Consider the following 19,468-nt stretch of genomic DNA (forward strand, 5'->3'; position numbering starts at 1 on the left):
GCGGCGGCGTCCCTCTGCCGAACGCCGGCCCCCGCGGGAAGGTGACTATCGCGCGGGGGAGCGCTCCGGCCGTCCCCCGGTAGGTCGCCGGGCTGCTGGCGTCCGGGACTTCAGCGAACGGGACAGGTCCGGCGGCCCCCGCACCGCTCGACGTCAGCCGGGTCCCCGTCGGGAGGACGACCGCGCCTACGGCAGGCAGCCGAGGACGGTCGAGGAGCCGCGTCCCGTTCCGCCAGGCCTGGAGCCTGCCGAGAACGAACCGGAGTTGCCGACCGGTTACGACGAGACCGGCCTGCCCACACCCCTGCGGGCCGAGCTTCGGGGCCTGAACAAGAACCTTGCGGCGCGAGTGGGCGGTCACCTGAGGGCCGTCGGTGAACTGGTCGACACCGACCCGCAGTTAGCGCTGCGGCACGCCCTGGTGGCGCGCCGGCTGGCGTCCCGACTGCCCGTGGTGCGTGAGGTGACCGCGGAGACGGCGTACGCCGCCGAGGACTATGAAACCGCGTTGACCGAGTACCGCGCCATCCACCGGATGAGCGGCGATGACGACTACCTGCCGGTGATCGCCGACTGCGAGCGTGCCGTGGGCAAGCACCAGGCGGCGCTGCGCACCCTGCGGCAGGCCCGCCAGGCCCGGCTCAGCGTCCCCCAGCAGGTGGAGTTGCTCCTGGTGGAGGCGGGCGTCCGGGACGATCTGGGGCAGCGTGCCGAGGCGATGCGCCTGCTCAAGGACGCCATCAGTAGCGGTCGTGGCGGCCGGCTGGGGCAGGCCCGGCTGCGCTTCGGCTACGCGAACCTGCTGGCAGCTGCCGGCAAGACCGAAGCGGCCCGTGAGTGGCTACTGTCGGTGCGCAACTACGACGACCAGGACAGCCTTGCCATCTCGGCAGCCATAGCTGAACTCGATGGCATCGAGCCCAGCGACGAGCCGGTCGACGACGAGTTCGAGATCATGGATGTCGAGGTCGTCGAGGACGACCACGACCGCCTGCCCGTCGAGCCGGGGCAGGGCAACAACGCCGAGGAGGAGCAGTGAGCCGGTTGATCGATGACTACGATTGCGCGATGTTCGACCTGGACGGCGTGGTCTACCTCGGACCCGAACCGGTGGTCGGCGCCCCGGAGAGCATCGCCGATCTGCGCGAACTGGGGGTCAGGGTCGGATTCGTCACCAACAACGCGGGCCGCAGCCCCGATGTGGTGGTCGAGCACCTCAACGAACTGGGCATCGAATGCGACGCCGACGACGTTGTCACCAGCGCACAGGCCATCGCACAACTGATGGCCCGTGAACTGCCCGCCGGGTCGAAGGTGCTGGCCTGCGGTTCGCAGGCGCTGGCCGACGAGATGACCGCCGTCGGATTCAACCTGGTACCCGACCACACCCATGCCCCCGACGCCGTGGTGCAGGGCTACGACCCGGACATGTGCTTCCCGCGGCTCGACGACGCCGCCTTCGCCGTCCAGCGCGGAGCCCGCTGGTACGGCTCGAACACCGACATCAACCGGCCCACCAACCTGGGCATGACACCCGGAGCCGGCTCCCAGATCGCCTGCGTCCGGGTCTGCGTCGACGTCGATCCGATCGTCGCCGGCAAGCCGTACCCGCCGTTGCTGCAGGAGACCATCAGGCGGATGGCGGCCACGCGTCCGATTTTTGTCGGTGACCGCCTCGACACCGATATCGAGGGCGCCAACAACGTCGAGATCGACTCCTTCCTGGTCTTCACCGGCGCCCACGGCAAGTGGGAACTTGCCCGGGCGATCCCCAAGCAGCGTCCCACGGCCATCGGCCATGACCTGCGCGGACTGCTGCGTCCGCGTCGGGAAGCTGTCTGGAACGGTGACGAAGTGACCTGCCGGGGCGCCACCGCCCGCGTCGTCGCTGGCCGGATCGAGGTCAGCGCCCCGCTTGCCGACCTCAGCCAGCAGTTGGACGCGCTGTGGGCGATCGTGCACCTCACCTGGCACTCCCCCGAGCTGGACGCTACGGCCTCGCTCGCCGCCCTGGACCGGCTGCCATGACCGAACAGCCGCAGCCGGCCAGCGAAGCCCCCATCACCGGGCAGCCGCAGATCGACGCCGCGCTGGCCGGTCTTGCGGGCCTGGAACAACTGGATGCGACCGAGCAGTTGAACCGGCTCGTCGCCGCCCACGAGGTGCTGGTGCGCGTGCTGGAGACCTCCCGGCAGCCGATCCCGGCGCCGAGACCGGTGACCCAGCACAGGTGAGCGTCCGCCTCGACGTGGCGGTGGTGGCGGCCGGGCAGGCCAGGTCGAGATCACACGCCGCCGAACTGATCCGCGCCGGCCGGGTGCAGCTCAACGGCCGGGTGGTGACCAGGCCGGGCCACCCGGTGCGTTCGCACGACCGGGTGACCACCCAAACCGACCCGTGGGTGTCGCGGGCCGCCCACAAGCTGCTCGGGGCGCTGGACGCCTCAGGTGTCACGGTCCCACACCGGGTGCTGGATGCCGGCGCGTCCACCGGCGGATTCACCCAGGTGCTGCTCAGCCGGGGCGCCCGCGAGGTTTACGCCGTGGACGTCGGCCACGACCAGCTGGCCGGCCAGCTGCGCGACGACCCGCGGGTGCGCGTTCGCGAACGGCTCAACCTGCGCGACCTCACCCTCGCCCACCTGGACGACCGGCCGGTCGACCTGGTGGTCGCCGACGTCTCGTTCATCTCCCTGCGGCTGCTGCTGCGTCCACTGTTCGGCGTCCTCACCCCAGCCGGCCGGGCGCTCTTGATGATCAAACCGCAGTTCGAGGTGGGCCGGGAACGGCTGGGCCCCGGGGGCGTAGTCCACTCCGCAACAGACCGGTCGGAGGCGATCGAAGGCGTGCTCGGCGACGCCGCCGGGCTGGGGTGGCAAGCCCGCTGGCGATCGGACAGCACCCTGCCCGGGCCGGCCGGCAACGTGGAACACTTCGCCTGCTTCGAGCGACCGCCGGCCGACCGACCTGATTGACGGTGCGGACCGGTCCGTCCCGGCGCCGGATCGCACCGCCAGCCTGTCGGCCGACGCGAGTAGGCTGCTCAACGTGGCCAAGAACGAACAGCAGGACGTCAGCCAACCGGGTCGACGCGGAGTTGGCGTCATCCTGCACCCCGCCCGCCCGGAAGCGGTCGATGTCGCGGTTCAGTTCGTGCACGAAATGGCGGCCAACGGCATCGAGTGCGTCGGGCTCGGGGAGCGGATCCCCGACCTGACCCGGCGGCTGGGCGACCTGGAGATCCACCAGGCCACCCGGGAATCGCTCGGCCGGGTCGAGCTCATGGTGGTCTTCGGCGGCGACGGCACGATCCTTCGGGCAGCCGAGTCGGTGGTTCCGCTGGGGGTGCCGCTGCTCGGGGTCAACCTGGGCCACGTCGGCTTCCTGGCGGAGCTGGAGTCCCACGACGTCCACAAGCTGGTCGACCAGGTGGCCGACCGCAACTACTTCGTCGAGGAGCGGCTCACCCTGTCGGTCGAAATCACCTCACCCGAAGGTGAGCGGATCTGGTCGTCCTTCGCCGTCAACGAGGTGTCGGTCGAGAAGGCCGCCCGCGAGAAGATGCTCGACATCCTGGTCGAGATCGACCGCCTGCCGGTGTCCAGATGGGGCTGCGACGGCATGCTGGTCTCCACCCCGACCGGCTCCACCGCCTACGCCTTCTCGCTCGGCGGCCCCATCATCTGGCCGGACGTGCAGGCGTTCCTGGTCATCCCGATGGCCGCGCACGCGCTGTTCGCCCGTCCGATGGTGCTGGCCCCCGACGCGGTGGTCGACCTGACCCTTTCGGAAAACCGGGCGCATGCCACGCTGTGGTGCGACGGGCGCCGAACCACCGACATCGTCCCCGGCACGAAGATGCGCATCAAGCGGGGCAGCCACAACTTGCGCGTCGCCCGCCTGCAGGAGCAGCCGTTCACCTCACGGCTGGTGAAGAAGTTCGAACTGCCCATCGACGGGTTCCGGGGCGCGGGACGCAAGTAGATGCTCGTCGAACTACGGATCTCCAACCTCGGGGTGATCGCCGACGTCACCATCGAGCCGGCCAGCGGGATGACCGTGGTGACCGGCGAAACCGGCGCCGGCAAGACCATGGTCGTCAGCGGGATCGGTCTGCTACTCGGCGTCCGCGCCGACGCCGGGATCGTGCGACACGGCGCCGACCGGGCCATCGTCGAGGGACGATTCACCGATCTCGACCAGGTGAGCGGCATCTTGGCCGAGATCGGCGCCGAGCTGGACGCCGACGAGCTGCTGGTGGCCCGGCAGGTCAGCGCGCAGGGCCGATCCCGGGCGTTTGTCGGCGGGACGCAAACCCCGATCTCCCGGCTCACCTCCGTCACCGGCGAACTGGCCACCATCCACGGCCAGTCCGAGCAGATCAGGCTGGGCAGCCCTGACCGGCAGCGCGAGGTGCTGGACCGCAGCGGCGGGCCAGAGCTGGCCGCGGCGCTGGCCGACTACCAGGACACCTACCGCAGGGGTGAACGACTGCGGGCCGAACGCGACGACCTGGCCCGTAACGCCCAGGAACGCGCCCGGCAAGCCGACCTGCTGAGGTTCGGGCTGGAGGAGATATCGGCGATCGACCCGCAGCCTGGTGAGGACACCGCGCTGGCCGCGGAGGCCAACCGGCTGCAAGCGATGGACGACCTGCGGATGCTGGCCACGCGTGCCAGTCATGCGCTGTCCGGCTCGGACGAAGGTGACCCGGACGACCCCGGCGCGATCGGCCTGGTGGGGATCGCCCGGCATGCCCTGACCGGGATCGCCCGGCTGGATGGCCAGGCGGCCGAGCTGGCCACCGCGGCCCGCCTGCTCGCCGGGCAGGTCAACGAATTGGCCGTCGATGTGGCCTCGTACCTCAACGACCTGGACGCCGATCCGCTGCGCCTCGAAGCCGTCACCGCCCGCCGCGCCGACCTGGCGGCGCTCACCCGCAAGTACGGGTCGGACGTCGATGAGGTGCTGGCCTGGGCGGCCGACGCGGCCAGCAGGCTCGGCCGGCTAAGCGGCGGTGACCAGCGGCTGGCCGAGCTGGGCGACGAGATTGCCGCACTGGATGCCCGCCTAACCGAGGTCGGCGGCCGGCTGAGCGAACTGCGTGAACAGGCCGCCGACCGGCTGCGCGGCCAGGTCCAGACCGAACTGGCGGCCCTGGCGATGCCGCACGCCCGGCTCCGGTTCGACCTGCGCCCGCTGCCCGCCCCTGGCCCGCACGGGCTCGAACAGGTCCAGCTGCTGTTCGCCGCCAACCCTGGCAGCACTCCGGCACCACTGGCCAAGGTAGCCTCCGGCGGCGAACTGTCGCGCGTCCGGCTGGCCCTGGAGGTCGTGCTGGCCAGCGCCGACCCCGGGCACGTCTTCATCTTCGACGAGGTGGATGCCGGGGTCGGCGGCGCCGTGGCGGTCGAGGTCGGTCGGCGGCTTGCGCGACTGGCCGAACACTCCCAGGTGATCGTGGTCACCCACCTGGCCCAGGTGGCGGCGTTCGCGTCCGCCCACTGGGTGGTGTCGAAGTCCAGCCGCGGTGAGGTCACCACGAGCGATGTTCGCCGGCTCACCGACGACGAACGCGAGGCGGAGCTGTCGCGGATGATGGGTGGCCTGGCCGACAGCGACTCCGGCGTGGCGCACGCCCGCGACCTGCTGGAACTTGCCCGCAGCGGATGATCCGCTGCCAGCCGGGGACGCGTTTGGGTCACGGATCCGGCATGGTAGGTTGCCTTCAGCCCGGCGGGGCGGCCGGGCTGCTGAGGAGCCTTGATGACCGCGCACGTGCCTGCTGAGTTGCCCCCCTTCGGCCCCGGACGCCACCTGTTGAGCGTGCAGCAGTTCGACCGGGAGTCGCTCCACCGGTTGTTCGACCTGGCCGACCTGGTCCGGCCCATCGCACAACGAAAGTCGATCTGTACCGTCCTGGACGGAGCGGTGCTGGGCAGCCTGTTCTTCGAACCGAGCACCCGCACCAGGTTGAGCTTCGAGTCGGCGTTCCTGCGACTCGGCGGCGAGGTGACCACCACCACCGGCTTCACCTTCTCGTCGATGGCCAAGGGTGAGTCGATCGCCGACACCTCGCGGGTGGTTTCCGGCTACTCCGACGCGCTGGTGGTGCGGCACCCCGACGAGGGGTCGGTCGCCGAGTTCGCGGCCGCCTCGGTGGTCCCGGTGATCAACGCCGGTGACGGTGCGGGAGAGCATCCCAGCCAGGCGCTGCTCGACTTCTACACCCTGCGCTCCGAACTGGAACGCCGTGACAAGGCTGTCGACGGGTGCACGATCGCGATAGTCGGCGACCTGAAGTACGGCCGAACCGTGCACTCGCTGATGAAGCTGCTGTCGCTGGCCGAGGGCGTCACCTTCCGGATGTTCAGCCCACCCAGCCTGGAGCTGCCGCCCGAGATCGCCCAGTACGCCCGCGCCCGGGGTCACCGGGTCTTCGACACCGACTCGGTGCCGGACGCCCTGACCGGCGCCGACGTGGTGTATGCGACCAGGGTGCAACGGGAGCGGATGACCGAGGAAGTGCTCGCCAACGCCAACGTCTCGGGCAACCTGGTGAACCGGCAGATCCTCGCCGAGGCCGGGGCCTCGGAGATCATCATCATGCACCCGTTGCCTCGCGACTCCCGGCTGGACTCCTTCGACCTCAGCAGCGACGTCGACCAACTGCCCGGCCTGTCCATCTTCCGGCAGACCGACAACGGCGTCCTGATCCGAATGGCGATCTTCCTCACCGCACTCGGCTGCTCCCCGGACGCGGTCAAGGCGACCACCAAGCAGCGGCCCTGGGACGCCACCCTGCGCTGGCCCTAGTCGGCCAGTACGTCTGCCAGGTCGTAGGACGGCGCCCGCTCCACCTGCTCCAGCAGGCAGCTCTCGGCGTCCCGCTCGGGTCGGAAGCGAAGCAGTTGGGCGGCATGCCGGAACCTTGACCCCTCGAGCTGGTCGAACGCCACCTCGACCACCAGGGTCGGCTCCAGCGCGATCACCTTCTGGTCATCGGAACTGGAGAACCGGGACCGCTGCTTCTCCAGCACCACCGGGTTGTCGTCCTCGTCCCGCTGCACCAACGGCTGCAGTTCGGCCTCCAGCTCTGCGCGCATCGCGTCGGGGAAGGCGCCGATTCCACCCACCGGCACCAGCCGCCCCTGACCGTCGTACATCGCCAGCAGCAGCGAACCCACACCGCTGCCACGCTTGTGCACCCGGTAGCCGATCACCACCGCCTCGGCGGTGCGCTTGTGCTTGATCTTCAGCCAGCCGCGCCTGCCCGGCTGGTAGCTCGACTCGTTCGATTTGGCGATCAGTCCGTCCAGACCGGCACCCTCGAACACGGTGAACCAGCGCCGGGCCACCTCGACGTCGGTGGTGTAGCGGCTGCGGTGGACCGAGGGGTTGTCGGGCAACTCATCGAACAGCGCCTCCAGTCGTTCGCGCCGCTGCTGCCAGCGCTGGCCGGTCAGGTCCTGCCCGGCGGCGGCCAACAGGTCGAAGCAGACCACCTCGGCCGGGGTCTGCTCGCTGAGCATCCTGATCCGGGACGCCGCCGGGTGGATCCGCTGGCTGAGCATCTCCCACTCCAGCCGCTCGGCGCCCGGCTCACCGGAGCGGACGACCAGTTCCGCGTCCAGCACCACACCGTCCGGCAACCAGCCGGTGAGCGTCGCCACCACCTCAGGGAAGTACACCGTGAGCGGCTTCCTGCCCCGACTGCCGAGCACCACCTCGTCGCCGTCGCGGCTGATGATGCAGCGGAAGCCGTCCCACTTGGGTTCGTAGATGAACTCCAGGCCGGTCGGGATCTGGTCTACCGACTTGGCCAGCATCGGATCGATCGGCAGGGTCAATGGCAGGCTCACGCGTCCCATCACAGCACGCCGCCCAAGTCGGCAGGAAGCGTAACGCCGCCGAAACATGCCCGGCTGGGGGCGCGGCTACGCTGGAGATCCGTGGGCAACGCGCGCGAAACCAGACACGTATTCGTCACCGGGGGCGTCGCCTCCTCACTGGGCAAGGGGCTGACCGCTGCGAGCCTCGGCAACCTGCTGGTCGCCCGCGGGTTGCGGGTCACCATGCAGAAGCTCGACCCGTACCTGAACGTCGATCCCGGCACCATGAACCCGTTCCAGCACGGCGAGGTCTTCGTCACCGAGGACGGCGCCGAGACCGACCTGGACATCGGGCACTACGAGCGGTTCCTCGACCGGAACCTGGGCGCCGCCGCCAACGTCACCACCGGGCAGGTGTACATGCGGGTCATCCAGGCCGAACGCCGCGGCGAGTACCTGGGTGAGTGCGTTCAGGTCATCCCGCACATCACCAACGCCATCAAGGACGCCATGCTGGCCGTCGCCCACCCCGACGACGACGTGGTCATCCACGAGATCGGCGGCACCGTCGGCGATATCGAGTCGCAGCCGTTCCTGGAGGCGGCCCGCCAGATGCGCCACGACATCGGCCGCGACAACGTCTTCTTCCTGCACGTCTCGCTGGTGCCCTACATCGGCCCCAGCGCTGAGCTGAAGACCAAGCCGACCCAGCACTCGGTGGCCGCGCTACGGGCGGCCGGCATCCAGCCGGACGCCATCGTCTGCCGCGCCGAAGTGGCCATCCCGGAGCCGATCAAGGCCAAGATCGCGATGTTCTGCGATGTGCCGACCGAGGCGGTGGTCAGCTGCCCGGACGCCGCCAGCATCTACCAGATCCCGCGGGTGCTGCACGCCGAGGGACTGGACGCCTACCTGGTGCGCCACCTCAGCCTGCGGTTCCGCGACGTCGACTGGACCGCCTGGGGCGACCTGCTGGACCGCATCGAGCACCCCGAACACCACCTGACGATCGCCGTGGTGGGCAAGTACATCGACCTGCCGGACGCCTACCTGAGCGTGGTCGAGGCGATCCGGGCCGGTGGCTACGCCAACCGCGCCCGGGTGCAGATCAAGTGGGTGCCCAGCGATGCCTGCGAAACCCCGAAGGGCGCCGCCACGCAGCTGGGAACCGTGGACGGCGTGGTGGTGCCCGGCGGCTTCGGAGTTCGCGGAGTGGAGGGCAAGATCGGGGCGATCCGTTACGCCCGCGAGCAGCGGCTGCCGATCCTGGGGTTGTGCCTGGGGATGCAGTGCATGGTGGTGGAAGTGGCCCGGAACCTGGCCGGCATAGCCGGCGCGGCGTCCAGCGAGTTCAACCCGGACACGCCTGCTCCGGTGGTCGCGACGATGGCCGAGCAGCAGTCGATAGTCGCCGGGGCCGGCGACCTGGGCGGCTCGATGCGGCTGGGCAGCTATCCCGCCCTGCTGGCCGATGGCAGCCTGGTCCGCGAACTGTACGGCCGCCAGCAGGTAAGCGAACGCCACCGCCATCGCTACGAGGTGAACAACGCCTACCGCGCCCAACTGGAGTCGGCCGGCCTGGTCTTCTCCGGGTTGTCGCCCGACGGGAACCTGGCCGAGTTCGTCGAGCTACCGTCCGAGGTGCACCCGTTCTTCGTCGCCACCCAGGCCCACCCCGAGTTCAGGTCGCGTCCGCTCACCTCGCACCCGCTGTTCCGGGGCCTGGTGGCGGCAGCCGCCCGGCGCAGCCGCCACAATGGAGCGGGGCAACCCGCGGCGCAGCAGGAGGAGGACCAGTGAGTGACCAGAACCAGGTCGTGCACCCAGAGGTGGTCGACCGGCCAGAGAACTGGCCGACGCTGAACCGCGAGGTGCAGGCCAGCGGCCGCATCCAGAACTTCATCGAGGACGCCATCGCAACCCCGGACGGCGAGCGGCTGGTCCGGCAGTGGGTGGGCCATCCGGGTGCGGTCGCCGTGATGGCCATGGACGCCGACGACCGGATCGCGGTCGTCCACCAGTACCGGCACCCTGTCGGCTACCGGCTGGTCGAGCCGCCCGCCGGCATCCTGGACATCGACGGTGAGCCCGCCATCGAGGCCGCCAGGCGTGAACTGGCCGAGGAGGCCGAGCTGGCGGCTGCCGACTGGCGCATCCTGGTCGACATCTTCACCTCACCGGGTGGCCTGCAGGAATCCATCCGCATCTTCCTCGCCCGCGACCTTTCGAAGGCGCCGCTGCCGGCGGGCTTCCAGGTGGAGGGTGAGGAAACCGACATGGGCCTGTACTGGCTGCCGCTGCGGCAACTGGTCGACATGGTCTACGCCGGGCAGGTGCAGAGCCCCACCATGGTGAGCGGCACCCTGGCGCTGGCCCTGGCCATCGAGCAGGGCCGCCTCGACCGGCTGCGGCCCGCAGACGCCGAGTGGCCGGCCCGCTCAGCCAAGGAGCACCGCGATCACGAAATCGGCTGACTCCGCCCGCACCACCGGCAACCCGTACGCCGGATCGCCCAGGCTGCAGCGGTTGCTGCGCGGCTACCTGGACCACCTGATGGTCGAGCGGGGCCTGTCGCAGAACACCGTCGCCGCCTACCGGCGCGACCTGAACCGCTACCTGGAGTGGTTGGCAGCCCGGGACATCGACGACATCGACCAGGTCACTCCCGCCGACATCGCCGCCTACCAGGCCGACCTGGCGTCCGGTTACGACGACCACCGGCCGTTGGCGGTGGCCAGCGTGGCCCGGATGGTGGTGGCGGTCCGGGCCCTGCACACCTTCGCCGTCGCAGAGTCGCTGGCGTCCGGCAACCCGGCGGTGGACATCTCGCCACCAAGGCTGGGCAAGCGGCTGCCGAAGGCGCTGTCGATCGACCAGGTGCAGCGGCTGCTGGACGGCATCGACCGCAGCACCCCGGTCGGGCTCAGGGACGCCGCCCTGCTCGAACTGCTGTACGGCACCGGGGCCCGGATCAGCGAGGTCATCGACCTGGACGTGGACGACGTCAGCCGGGTGCTGGACGACCCGGAGCTGGGCCTGCGGCTGGTCGGCAAGGGCAACAAGGAACGAATGGTGCCGCTGGGCAGCTACGCCCGGCAGGCGCTGGACGCCTGGCTGGTCCGCGGCCGGCCCGCCATCGTCGAGGCCGCCGGGCGCAGCGCACCCGCACTGCTGCTCAACACCCGGGGCCAGCGGCTGTCCAGGCAGAGCGCCTGGGCGGTCATCCGGGCGCGGGCCGCCGCCGCCGGCATCAACACCGACGTGTCGCCGCACAGCCTGCGGCACAGCTTCGCCACCCACCTGCTGGACGGCGGCGCCGACATCCGGGTCGTGCAGGAACTGCTGGGCCACGCATCGGTCACCACCACCCAGATCTACACCGAGGTCACCGTCGAACACCTGCGCGAGGTCTACCGCAGCGCCCACCCGCGAGCGCTGGGCTGAAACGATCCCGATACGACCGTGTATTGAATCCGGAGGAGGACCGCGGGAGACTGAATCGGGTGGCGCAGCCGCCACCCGCAGCCAAGGATCGGACCACAACGCGCAATGCACAAGGTCGCCGAGTTCATCGTCGGACACAGCAAGCTGCTGCTTGTCGTGTTCGGCGCGCTGACCGCGGTCTGCGGGCTGCTGACGCTGCTGGTGCCGATCAACTTCAACCTGGCCGACTACGTGCCGGACGACTCGCCGTCCACGGTGGCGATGAACGTGATCGCCGAGGAGTTCGACGACTCGATACCCAACGCGCGGGTGTACGTGCCCGACCTGACACTGGCCGAGGCGGTCGCGACCAGGCAGCAGATCGAGGCGCTGCCCACCGTTGAGTCAGTGCTCTGGCTGGACGACTTCCTCGACCTCAAGGTGCCGCTCGAGCTGGCCGACCCCGATCTGGTGTCGGGCTTCCTCACCGCCGATGGTGGCGCGCTCTTCCAGGTCTCGGTCGACCTGGCGGACACCACCACCACCCTCGCCGAACTGCAGCAGATCGCTACCCCGGACGGTGCGGTGGAGGGCCAGCTGGTCGACCTGGCGCTTGCCCAGGTGTCCACCAGCACCGAGGTGAACACGATCATGCTGTTCATGATCCCGCTCGGGTTGCTGCTGCTCACCCTGTCCACGCTGTCATGGCTGGAGCCGCTCATCCTGGCCGGCACCATCGGGGTGGCGATCGCCCTCAACATGGGCACCAACGTCTTCCTGGACGAGATCTCGTTCATCACCGCAGCGGTGGCCGGCGTCCTGCAGTTCGCGGTCTCGATGGACTACGGGATCTTCATGCTGCACGCCCGCAAGCGGTACCTGACAGCGGGGGTGGATCGTCGGGAGTCGCTGGTGCTGGCCATCGTGGAGAGCTCGACGGCGATCCTGGTGTCCTCGGCCACCACGATCTTCGGCTTCCTGGCGCTGGTCTTCATGAGCTTCCAGCTCGGCCCCGACCTCGGCGTGGTGCTGGCCAAGGGCGTCGGGTTCAGTCTGCTCTGCGTGATCTTCTTCATGCCGGCGCTGATGCTCGTCCTCGACCGGGCCGTGGAAGCCACCAGCCACCGCTCGCTGCTGCCCAGCTTCCGTCCACTGGGGCGCGCAGTCTCCCGGTCGGCGTACTGGTTGCTGCTGATCGGTCTGCTGCTGCCGGTCGCCTTCGTCGCCCAGGGCATGAACGACTTCCGATACGGCACCGGCGCCTACCCGATCGGCTCCCGGGAGGACGCCGACCGCGACTTCATCCAGGCCGAGTTCGGGCGGGCGCTGCCGATGGCGCTGCTGGTGCCCCGCGGCCAGTGGGGTGCCGAGCACCAGCTCGAAACCGAGCTCGCCGGACTCGACCGGGTGGTCGCCGTGGCGTCCTACCAGACCCAGGTCGGCCGGCTGCTGCCCGCCGAGGTGCTGCCCCAGGACCAGTTGTCGTCCCTGCTCAGCGAGAACTACTCGCGGATAGTCCTGACGGTGGACACCGCAAAGGAGGGTGACGAGGCGTTCGCGCTGGTCGAGCAGGTGCGCCAGGTCGCCCAGGAGCACTACCCGGACAGTTACCACCTGACTGGCGAGTCGGTGGTGCTGTACGACATGAGGACCAGCATCACCGCCGACAACATCGTCGTCAACGGCCTGGCGATCGCCACGGTCTGGCTGGTGCTGCTGGTCAGCTTCCGGTCGCTGCTGATCCCGTTCCTGCTGGTGCTCACCATCGAAGGCGCCATCTGGCTGAACCTGGCGGTGCCGTACTTCAGCGGCAACTACATGGTCTACATCGGCTACCTGATCATCAGCACCGTACAACTCGGGGCCACCGTCGACTACGGCATCCTGTTCACCCAGCACTACCTCGGCAACCGTGGCACGATGTCCAAGCGGGAGTCGATCACCAAGACCGTCGGCGAGACCTTCGGAACCCTGCTGACGCCGGCCCTGATTCTGGCGTCCGCCGGGCTGATCCTCAACCTGGTCTCGTCGCTGGAGGTGGTTTCCCAGCTCGGCGCGGTGCTTGGCCGGGGCGCCCTGATCTCGTTCGTGATGGTCAACCTCTTCCTTCCGGGGCTGCTGCTGGTCTTCGACCGGGCCATCGAGAAGACCACCTGGAAGGTCAGATTCACAAGGAGCGAACAGTGAAGCGGATGATCGCCCTGATCCTGGGGCTCATGGTGCTGGCCGCCGCGCCGGCGGTCGGGAACCCCGCAGGCTCTCCCAAGGAGGAGGTTGTCTACGCCCACCTCGCCGCCAATGGCCAGCCCACCGGGGTCTTCATCGTCAACGCGTTCCCCGAGGCACAGGGGCGGATAACCGACTACGGCGACTACCGGCGGGTGGTCAACCTGACCAACACCGACCACATCGAGCACGACGCCGACCGGGTGCAGGTGACCACCGAACCCGGTGACTTCTTCTACCAGGGTGAGGCGACCAGCACCGAGCTGCCCTGGCTGATCGGCCTGGACTACCGATTGGACGCCCGCCCGGTGAGCGCAGCGGAACTTCAGGGTGAGGCAGGCGAGGTCACCATCCGCATCAGCATCCGACCCAACCCGGAAGTCGACCCGGTCTTCTTCGACAACTACCTGCTGCAGGTGTCGGTCAACCTCGACACCCAGTACTTCAGCCGGATCACTGCCGACGGCGCCACCATCGCAGCCAGCGGCGCCACCTCGGTGGTGAACTTCACCGCACTGCCTGGAGCCGAGTCCGACTTCGAGGTCAGCGCCATGGCCAGGAATGCCCACCTCGGGCAGATCCAGGTCGCCGGGCTGCCCTACCAGATGATGCTTGACCTGCCGGATCCAGCAGAGTACGTCGGCGACCTGGTTGCGCTGCAGGACGCGATCGCACTGCTGGCCGACGGGGTCGGCGAGTTCACCTCCGGGGTCGACCAGCTGGACAACGCCAGCAGCCAGTTGAACAGCGGGGCAGCGGCACTGGCCGACAACGCCCGCCTGTTGTCCCGGGGATTCGACCAGCTGGCGGCCGGGCGCGGGGAGTTCGATGCCGGCTTGCGTCAGTACAACGACGGAGTGCACGAGTTCTCCGCAGGCATGACGGCGCTGAGCGACGGCATCGGACAGTTCGCCGCCGGTATCGACCAGTTGGCCGACGGCAGCTCCCAGTTGGCCTCCGGCCTAGGCACCTACAGCACCGGAGTCACCCAGTTCAGCGAAGGCCTGGATGATGCGGCCGCTGGCAGCCAGCAACTGACCGCCGGGGTGGCCGAACTGGCCGACGGCTTGGGCCAGCTCACCGAGCAGGGTAAGTACGCCGACCCCAGCCTGGTCAGCGGATCGGCGCAGATCCTGGCTGCACTGGAGGCCATGGTGGCCGCCCTGAGCGTCCCGCTGACCGACGCGGAACTCGAGCTGCTGCTGGGTCTGCTGCAGACGGTCTCCGGCGCGTTCGACGACTTCGCGGCGGCTGTGGACGCAGCCGAGTTCGAGGCCTTCCTCAGCCTGTTGCGCGAGTCCCTCAACCGCTTCGACAACTCGGTCACCGAGATCGAACGGATCGCAGCCTCGCTGCAGGACGCAGACGCGGTAGTCACCCAGTTGGGCATCGACGTCCAGGACAACCCGGAGGCGCAGGCTCTGCTGGCCTATATGGCCGAACAGGGCCGACAGCTCGACGCGGCCAGCGCCGAGCTGCGGTCTACCCGAGCCGCGCTGTCCGGCCTCGACCCGCTGGTGCAGGGGGTGCTGACCGCACTGGAGAACCTGCAGGCCGAGTACGACACCGCCCGCGACCTGATCAGCCGGCTGAACTCCACCCTGCAGGCAATCCAGGTAGACGACCTGCAGCAACTGTCGGCGGGCATCGGGCTGCTGGCCTCCAACTACCGCACCTTCCACGAGGGGCTGGTCGCCTACGTGGACGGCGTCGAGCAGGCCTACCTCGGGGTGGGCGGCGATCCCGGCCTGCTGGGTGGCGCCCAGCAGCTCAGCGACGGCCTGGGCCTACTGGCAGCGTCCGGTGACGAGCTGGCGGCAGGGGCCGGCGAACTGGCCGATGGCGCCGCCCAACTCAACGATGGCATCTGGCGGCTTCGCGACGGCGCCGCCGAGTTCACTGACCGGGGTGGCCTGGTCGTCGACGGCGCCGGTCAGCTCGCCGCCGGTGGGGACGATCTGGTTGCCGGCCACGGTGAACTGCTCAGCGGCGACCAGCAGGTACGCTCGGGGCTGTGGCAGTACGCCAGCGGGGTCGGTGAATACGCGGCCGGGGTGGGGCGGTTCACAGGCGGCTTGGCCGCCCTGAACGACGGCGGCGCCGAACTGGGCGACGGAGCGGCCACGCTGCGGGCCGAGACCAGCGACATGAACCAGCAGTTGACCGAACGGATCGATGAGGCGCTGGCCGACCTGCTGCCGGGCGACTTCACCCTTGTCTCGTTCGCCGATCCCCGCAACACCGGCATCGAGCGGGTCCAGTTCATCTACCTGGTGGACGCCCAGACCGAGCCGACCCCCGAGCCGGCCGAACCGGAGGACGACTCGGCCGGGTCGATCTGGGACCGGTTGCTGGACATCTTCAGGTAATCCTCACGATCGAATCTGCGCGGTGATTTGTCGACTATCGTTTGGCACGACATCGGGCGAAGGAGCGAGCGGATGAATGACGTCCCACATCGGGCCGACGAAGGCTTGTTCGAGGTGGACGGGGACGAGGACCACGGCGACCTGGGGCCCACCGGACGTCCACTGCCCGATCTGCCCGAGCCGACAGCGCCGCAGGCCGGCCCGAAGAGTGCCATCATCATCGCGCTGACGAACCAGAAGGGCGGGGTGGGCAAGACCACCACCACCATCAACCTCGGTGCCGCGCTGGCCGAGACCGGACGCCGGGTGCTGCTGGTCGACTTCGACCCGCAGGGATCGCTGTCGGTGGGGCTGGGGGTCAACCCGCACACCCTCGACCAGTCCATCTACGACCTGCTGCTCAGCCGGGAGTACTCCTTCGACGAGATCGCGTTGTCCACCGCGGAGGACAACCTCGACCTGCTGCCGGCCAACATCGACCTGTCGGCGGCCGAACTGCAACTGGTCAGCGAGGTCGCCCGCGAGCTGACCCTGAAGCGGGTGCTCGACCCGATCCGCGACCGCTACGACTTCATCCTCATCGACTGCGCACCGTCGCTCGGTCTGCTAACCGTCAATGCCCTGACCGCCGCCGACAAGGTGCTCATCCCGCTGGAGTGCGAGTTCTTCGCGCTGCGCGGCGTCGCTCTGCTGACCGACACCATCGCCAAGGTGACCGACCGGCTCAACAACGACCTCGAACTGATCGGCATCCTGGCCACCATGTACGACTCCCGGACTCTGCACAGCCGCGAGGTGCTGGAGCGGGTCCTGGAGGCGTTCGGCGACAAGGTCTTCCACACCGTCATCCGGCGCACCATCAAGTTCCCCGAGACCACCGTCGCCGGTGAACCGATCACCAGTTACGCCTCGTCCTCACCGGGTGCCGCCGCGTACCGGATGCTCGCCAGGGAGGTGCTCCTGCGATGCCACGGCGGGTGAAACTGCCGGGCGCCGACGAGCTCTTCGGCGGCGAGCAGCCCACCGCCACCCCGCAGACCGGTCCGGTCGAGCCCGCGCGTCCGGCGTCCGGGGGCGCCAGCGGACGCGTCCGGCACGACGAGAAGATCACCGTCTACGTCAGCTCGGCGGAGCTGCTCGAGATGGAGAAGACCCGGGTGTGGCTGCGTGAGCTCGGCATCAACGTCGACCGGGGCCGGCTGGTCCGCGAAGCGGTCGGCGTGATGGTGGCCGACCTGGCCGCCAACGGTGAGCAGTCGCCGTACGTGGCGCGGCTTCGGCAATGACCGGGCCCGAACCCGGCCTTGGGTTCCGGATCAAGCTGGACAACTTCGACGGACCGTTCGACCTGCTGCTGCAGCTGATCGGCCGACACAAACTCGACATCACCGAACTGGCGCTCAGCCGGGTGACCGACGAGTTCATCGGCTACGTCAGGGCCGGCGGCGAGGTGTGGGACCTGGAGCAGACCTCATCGTTCCTGGTGGTGGCCGCCACCCTGCTCGACCTGAAGGCGGCCCGGTTGCTGCCCAGCGGCGACGTCGACGACCCCGAGGACCTGGCGGTGCTGGAGGCCCGCGACCTGCTGTTCGCCCGGTTGCTGCAGTACCGCGCGTACAAGCAGATTTCGGCCTGGTTCGCCGACCGGATAGCGGCCGAGCAATTGCTGCGGGCCCGCCCCGGCGGGCTGGAGGACCAGTTCCGCGGCTTGCTGCCGGAGGTCACGATCCCCGGTGGCGCGGCCAGGCTCGCCAGGCTGGCCGAGCGGGCATTCTCCCGGGCCGAGGAACCGGCGATGCCGCTCGAACAGCTGCACATCCCCCAGGTCAGCGTCGCCGAGCAGGCCGACATCGTGGTCGACCGGCTGCGGAGTGCGCGTACCATGACCTTCCGGGCGCTCACCGGCGGCGCCGGGCGGCTGGTGGCGGTGGCGCGCTTCCTCGCCCTGCTGGAGTTGTTCCGGCTCGGACAGGTCGGCTTCGAGCAGTTGGCGCCGCTGGGCGAACTCACCATCCGCTGGACCGGCGAACAGTCCGGGGAGCTGCAGATCTCGGATGAGTTCGACCGGCCGGCGGTCGAACAGACCAGAACGGAGGGCCCGCAATGAGCGAAGTACCGGGGGGCGCAACGACGAGCGGGGCCGAATCCGCGCCGGCGGTGGAGCGCTCGGCAGTGCAGCTGGCGGCCGACCTGGAGGCGCTGCTGCTGCTGGCCACCGAGCCGTTGTCGGCCGAGCTGCTGGCCGAGGCGGTGGACGCGCCCACCGGGACCGTGCTGGCGGCGCTGGCGGACCTGGCACGCTTCTATGACGAAACCGGACGCGGCTTCCAGTTGCGCAACGTGGCCGGTGGCTGGCGCTACCTGACCCGGCCGGAGCAGGCCGAGCTGATCTCGCGGTGGGTGATCGAGGGCCAGCAGAACCGGCTCAGCCAGGCGTCCCTGGAGACCCTGGCGGTGATCGCCTACTCCCAGCCGGTCTCCCGGTCGAGGGTGGCCGCTGTCCGCGGGGTGAACGTGGACGGTGTGGTGCGCACCCTGCTGGCCCGCGGACTGGTCGTCGAATCCGGACACGACGAGACCACCGGCGCGGGGCTGCTCAGCACCACCGACTACTTCCTGGAGCGGTTGGGCCTGGCCGGCCTGGCCGACCTGCCGCCGATCGCACCACACCTGCCCGAGGCAGCGGACCTGGAGGCCGAACTCGCTGCCCTGGCGATCATTCCTGACAACGTGGAGGATTCCGATGACCCAAGAACCCACTGAGGGCATCCGGCTGCAGAAGGTGCTCGCCCAGGCCGGGGTGGCCAGCCGCCGAGTCAGCGAGGAACTTATCGCCGCCGGCCGGGTCGAGGTGAACGGCAAGGTGGTAACCGAGCAGGGCGTCCGCGTCGATCCCGAGCGCGACACGATCAGGGTGGACGGGTCGCGCATCCCGCCGCCCAGGCGGCACCTGTACCTGGTGCTCAACAAGCCGCGCGGAGTGGTCTCGACGATGGACGACCCGCAGGGCCGACCCACCCTCGAACAGTACGTGCCGCGCCACCAGCGGCTCTTCCACGTCGGACGCCTGGACACCGACACCGAAGGACTGCTGATCCTCACCAACGACGGCGACTTCGCCAACAAGCTCGCCCACCCCAGCCACGAGGTGCCCAAGACCTACCTGGCCGAGGTGGAGGGCCTGCTCGACAACAAGACGTTGCGGCGGCTGGAGAAGGGCCTGATGCTGGACGACGGGCCGATCAAGCCCGACCGGGTGAAGCTGGTCACCCGGGCCGAGTCCCGGAGCATGGTCCAGATCACCCTGCACGAAGGACGAAACCGGATCGTCCGCCGGATCTTCGACAACATCGGTCACCCGGTGCGCCGGTTGTCGCGGATCTCGATCGGCCCGGTGCGGCTCGGCTCGCTCCCGGTCGGCGAGACCCGGGAGCTGACCCGGGAAGAACTTGGGGCGCTGCTCGACGTGATCGGCCGCTGACAGCCCCGTCGACGGTCCTGCCCGCCCGGGGTCGCACCCGGCGGGCGGACCGTTCGGACCGGGACGGTAGTCTGCTCTGGTGCCTTCCTGCGGATCCAGACTGTCCACCCGCACGCTGCGCCTGGCGGCGGTCAGCGG

General features: G+C 69.4%; 18 protein-coding genes. 17 read left to right on the forward strand and 1 reads right to left on the reverse strand.

Annotated features, from left to right (window positions below; genetic code table 11):
- The 7 genes from WBL05_RS08090 to pyrB all read left to right on the forward strand — a co-directional run.
- Positions 1–1,039, forward strand: a 1,039-nt coding sequence (locus WBL05_RS08090) for a tetratricopeptide repeat protein (RefSeq protein ID WP_424225077.1), incomplete at its 5' end; no start/stop codon positions are given.
- A gap of 29 nt (positions 1,040–1,068) precedes the next feature.
- On the forward strand, positions 1,069–2,028 hold the full coding sequence (locus WBL05_RS08095) for an HAD-IIA family hydrolase (protein WP_424225099.1): 960 nt from the start codon (positions 1,069–1,071) through the stop codon (positions 2,026–2,028).
- Positions 2,025–2,234 (forward strand): hypothetical protein, encoded by a 210-nt coding sequence (locus WBL05_RS08100; RefSeq protein WP_424225079.1) that lies wholly within the window; start codon positions 2,025–2,027, stop codon positions 2,232–2,234. The genes WBL05_RS08095 and WBL05_RS08100 overlap by 4 nt, the downstream gene beginning before the upstream one ends.
- Positions 2,231–2,974, forward strand: coding sequence for a TlyA family RNA methyltransferase (locus WBL05_RS08105; protein WP_424225081.1), 744 nt, complete (start codon positions 2,231–2,233; stop codon positions 2,972–2,974). The genes WBL05_RS08100 and WBL05_RS08105 overlap by 4 nt, the downstream gene beginning before the upstream one ends.
- Before the next feature lie 73 nt (positions 2,975–3,047).
- Complete coding sequence (locus tag WBL05_RS08110; RefSeq protein ID WP_424225083.1) at positions 3,048–3,983, forward strand: NAD kinase; 936 nt, start codon at positions 3,048–3,050, stop codon at positions 3,981–3,983.
- Positions 3,984–5,672, forward strand: coding sequence for a DNA repair protein RecN (recN, locus tag WBL05_RS08115; protein WP_424225085.1), 1,689 nt, complete (start codon positions 3,984–3,986; stop codon positions 5,670–5,672). It abuts the gene before it with no gap.
- A gap of 93 nt (positions 5,673–5,765) precedes the next feature.
- Positions 5,766–6,815, forward strand: a complete 1,050-nt coding sequence (pyrB, locus tag WBL05_RS08120; RefSeq protein WP_424225087.1) for an aspartate carbamoyltransferase — start codon at positions 5,766–5,768, stop codon at positions 6,813–6,815.
- Here the strand turns inward: pyrB and WBL05_RS08125 are convergent.
- Positions 6,812–7,870, reverse strand: a complete 1,059-nt coding sequence (locus WBL05_RS08125) for an ATP-dependent DNA ligase (protein ID WP_424225089.1) — start codon at positions 7,868–7,870, stop codon at positions 6,812–6,814. The genes pyrB and WBL05_RS08125 overlap by 4 nt on opposite strands.
- A gap of 81 nt (positions 7,871–7,951) precedes the next feature.
- Between WBL05_RS08125 and WBL05_RS08130 the strand changes: the two genes are divergently transcribed.
- From WBL05_RS08130 to WBL05_RS08175, 10 genes are all read left to right on the forward strand, one after another.
- On the forward strand, positions 7,952–9,631 hold the full coding sequence (locus WBL05_RS08130) for a CTP synthase (protein WP_424225090.1): 1,680 nt from the start codon (positions 7,952–7,954) through the stop codon (positions 9,629–9,631).
- A 17-nt stretch (positions 9,632–9,648) separates the two neighbouring features.
- Positions 9,649–10,305 (forward strand): NUDIX domain-containing protein, encoded by a 657-nt coding sequence (locus WBL05_RS08135; RefSeq protein ID WP_424225100.1) that lies wholly within the window; start codon positions 9,649–9,651, stop codon positions 10,303–10,305.
- A gap of 43 nt (positions 10,306–10,348) precedes the next feature.
- Entirely contained in the window at positions 10,349–11,275 is a 927-nt protein-coding gene (xerD, locus tag WBL05_RS08140) for a site-specific tyrosine recombinase XerD (protein WP_424225102.1), read from the forward strand.
- A gap of 105 nt (positions 11,276–11,380) precedes the next feature.
- Positions 11,381–13,441, forward strand: a complete 2,061-nt coding sequence (locus WBL05_RS08145; RefSeq protein WP_424225091.1) for an efflux RND transporter permease subunit — start codon at positions 11,381–11,383, stop codon at positions 13,439–13,441.
- A gap of 5 nt (positions 13,442–13,446) precedes the next feature.
- Complete coding sequence (locus tag WBL05_RS08150) at positions 13,447–15,849, forward strand: hypothetical protein (RefSeq protein ID WP_424225103.1); 2,403 nt, start codon at positions 13,447–13,449, stop codon at positions 15,847–15,849.
- A gap of 72 nt (positions 15,850–15,921) precedes the next feature.
- Entirely contained in the window at positions 15,922–16,830 is a 909-nt protein-coding gene (locus WBL05_RS08155; protein WP_424225093.1) for a ParA family protein, read from the forward strand.
- On the forward strand, positions 16,815–17,135 hold the full coding sequence (locus WBL05_RS08160) for a hypothetical protein (protein ID WP_424225095.1): 321 nt from the start codon (positions 16,815–16,817) through the stop codon (positions 17,133–17,135). The genes WBL05_RS08155 and WBL05_RS08160 overlap by 16 nt, the downstream gene beginning before the upstream one ends.
- The gene (locus WBL05_RS08165) at positions 17,132–17,956 is read left to right on the forward strand and encodes a segregation and condensation protein A (RefSeq protein ID WP_424225096.1); all 825 of its coding nucleotides are present in this window, start codon (positions 17,132–17,134) and stop codon (positions 17,954–17,956) included. The genes WBL05_RS08160 and WBL05_RS08165 overlap by 4 nt, the downstream gene beginning before the upstream one ends.
- Complete coding sequence (gene scpB / locus WBL05_RS08170; protein WP_424225097.1) at positions 17,953–18,612, forward strand: SMC-Scp complex subunit ScpB; 660 nt, start codon at positions 17,953–17,955, stop codon at positions 18,610–18,612. The genes WBL05_RS08165 and scpB overlap by 4 nt, the downstream gene beginning before the upstream one ends.
- Entirely contained in the window at positions 18,593–19,330 is a 738-nt protein-coding gene (locus tag WBL05_RS08175) for a pseudouridine synthase (protein WP_424225098.1), read from the forward strand. The genes scpB and WBL05_RS08175 overlap by 20 nt, the downstream gene beginning before the upstream one ends.
- The last annotated feature ends 138 nt before the right edge of the window (positions 19,331–19,468 follow it).

Source organism: Brooklawnia sp. (genome assembly GCF_049651565.1).
GTDB lineage: Bacteria > Actinomycetota > Actinomycetes > Propionibacteriales > Propionibacteriaceae > Brooklawnia.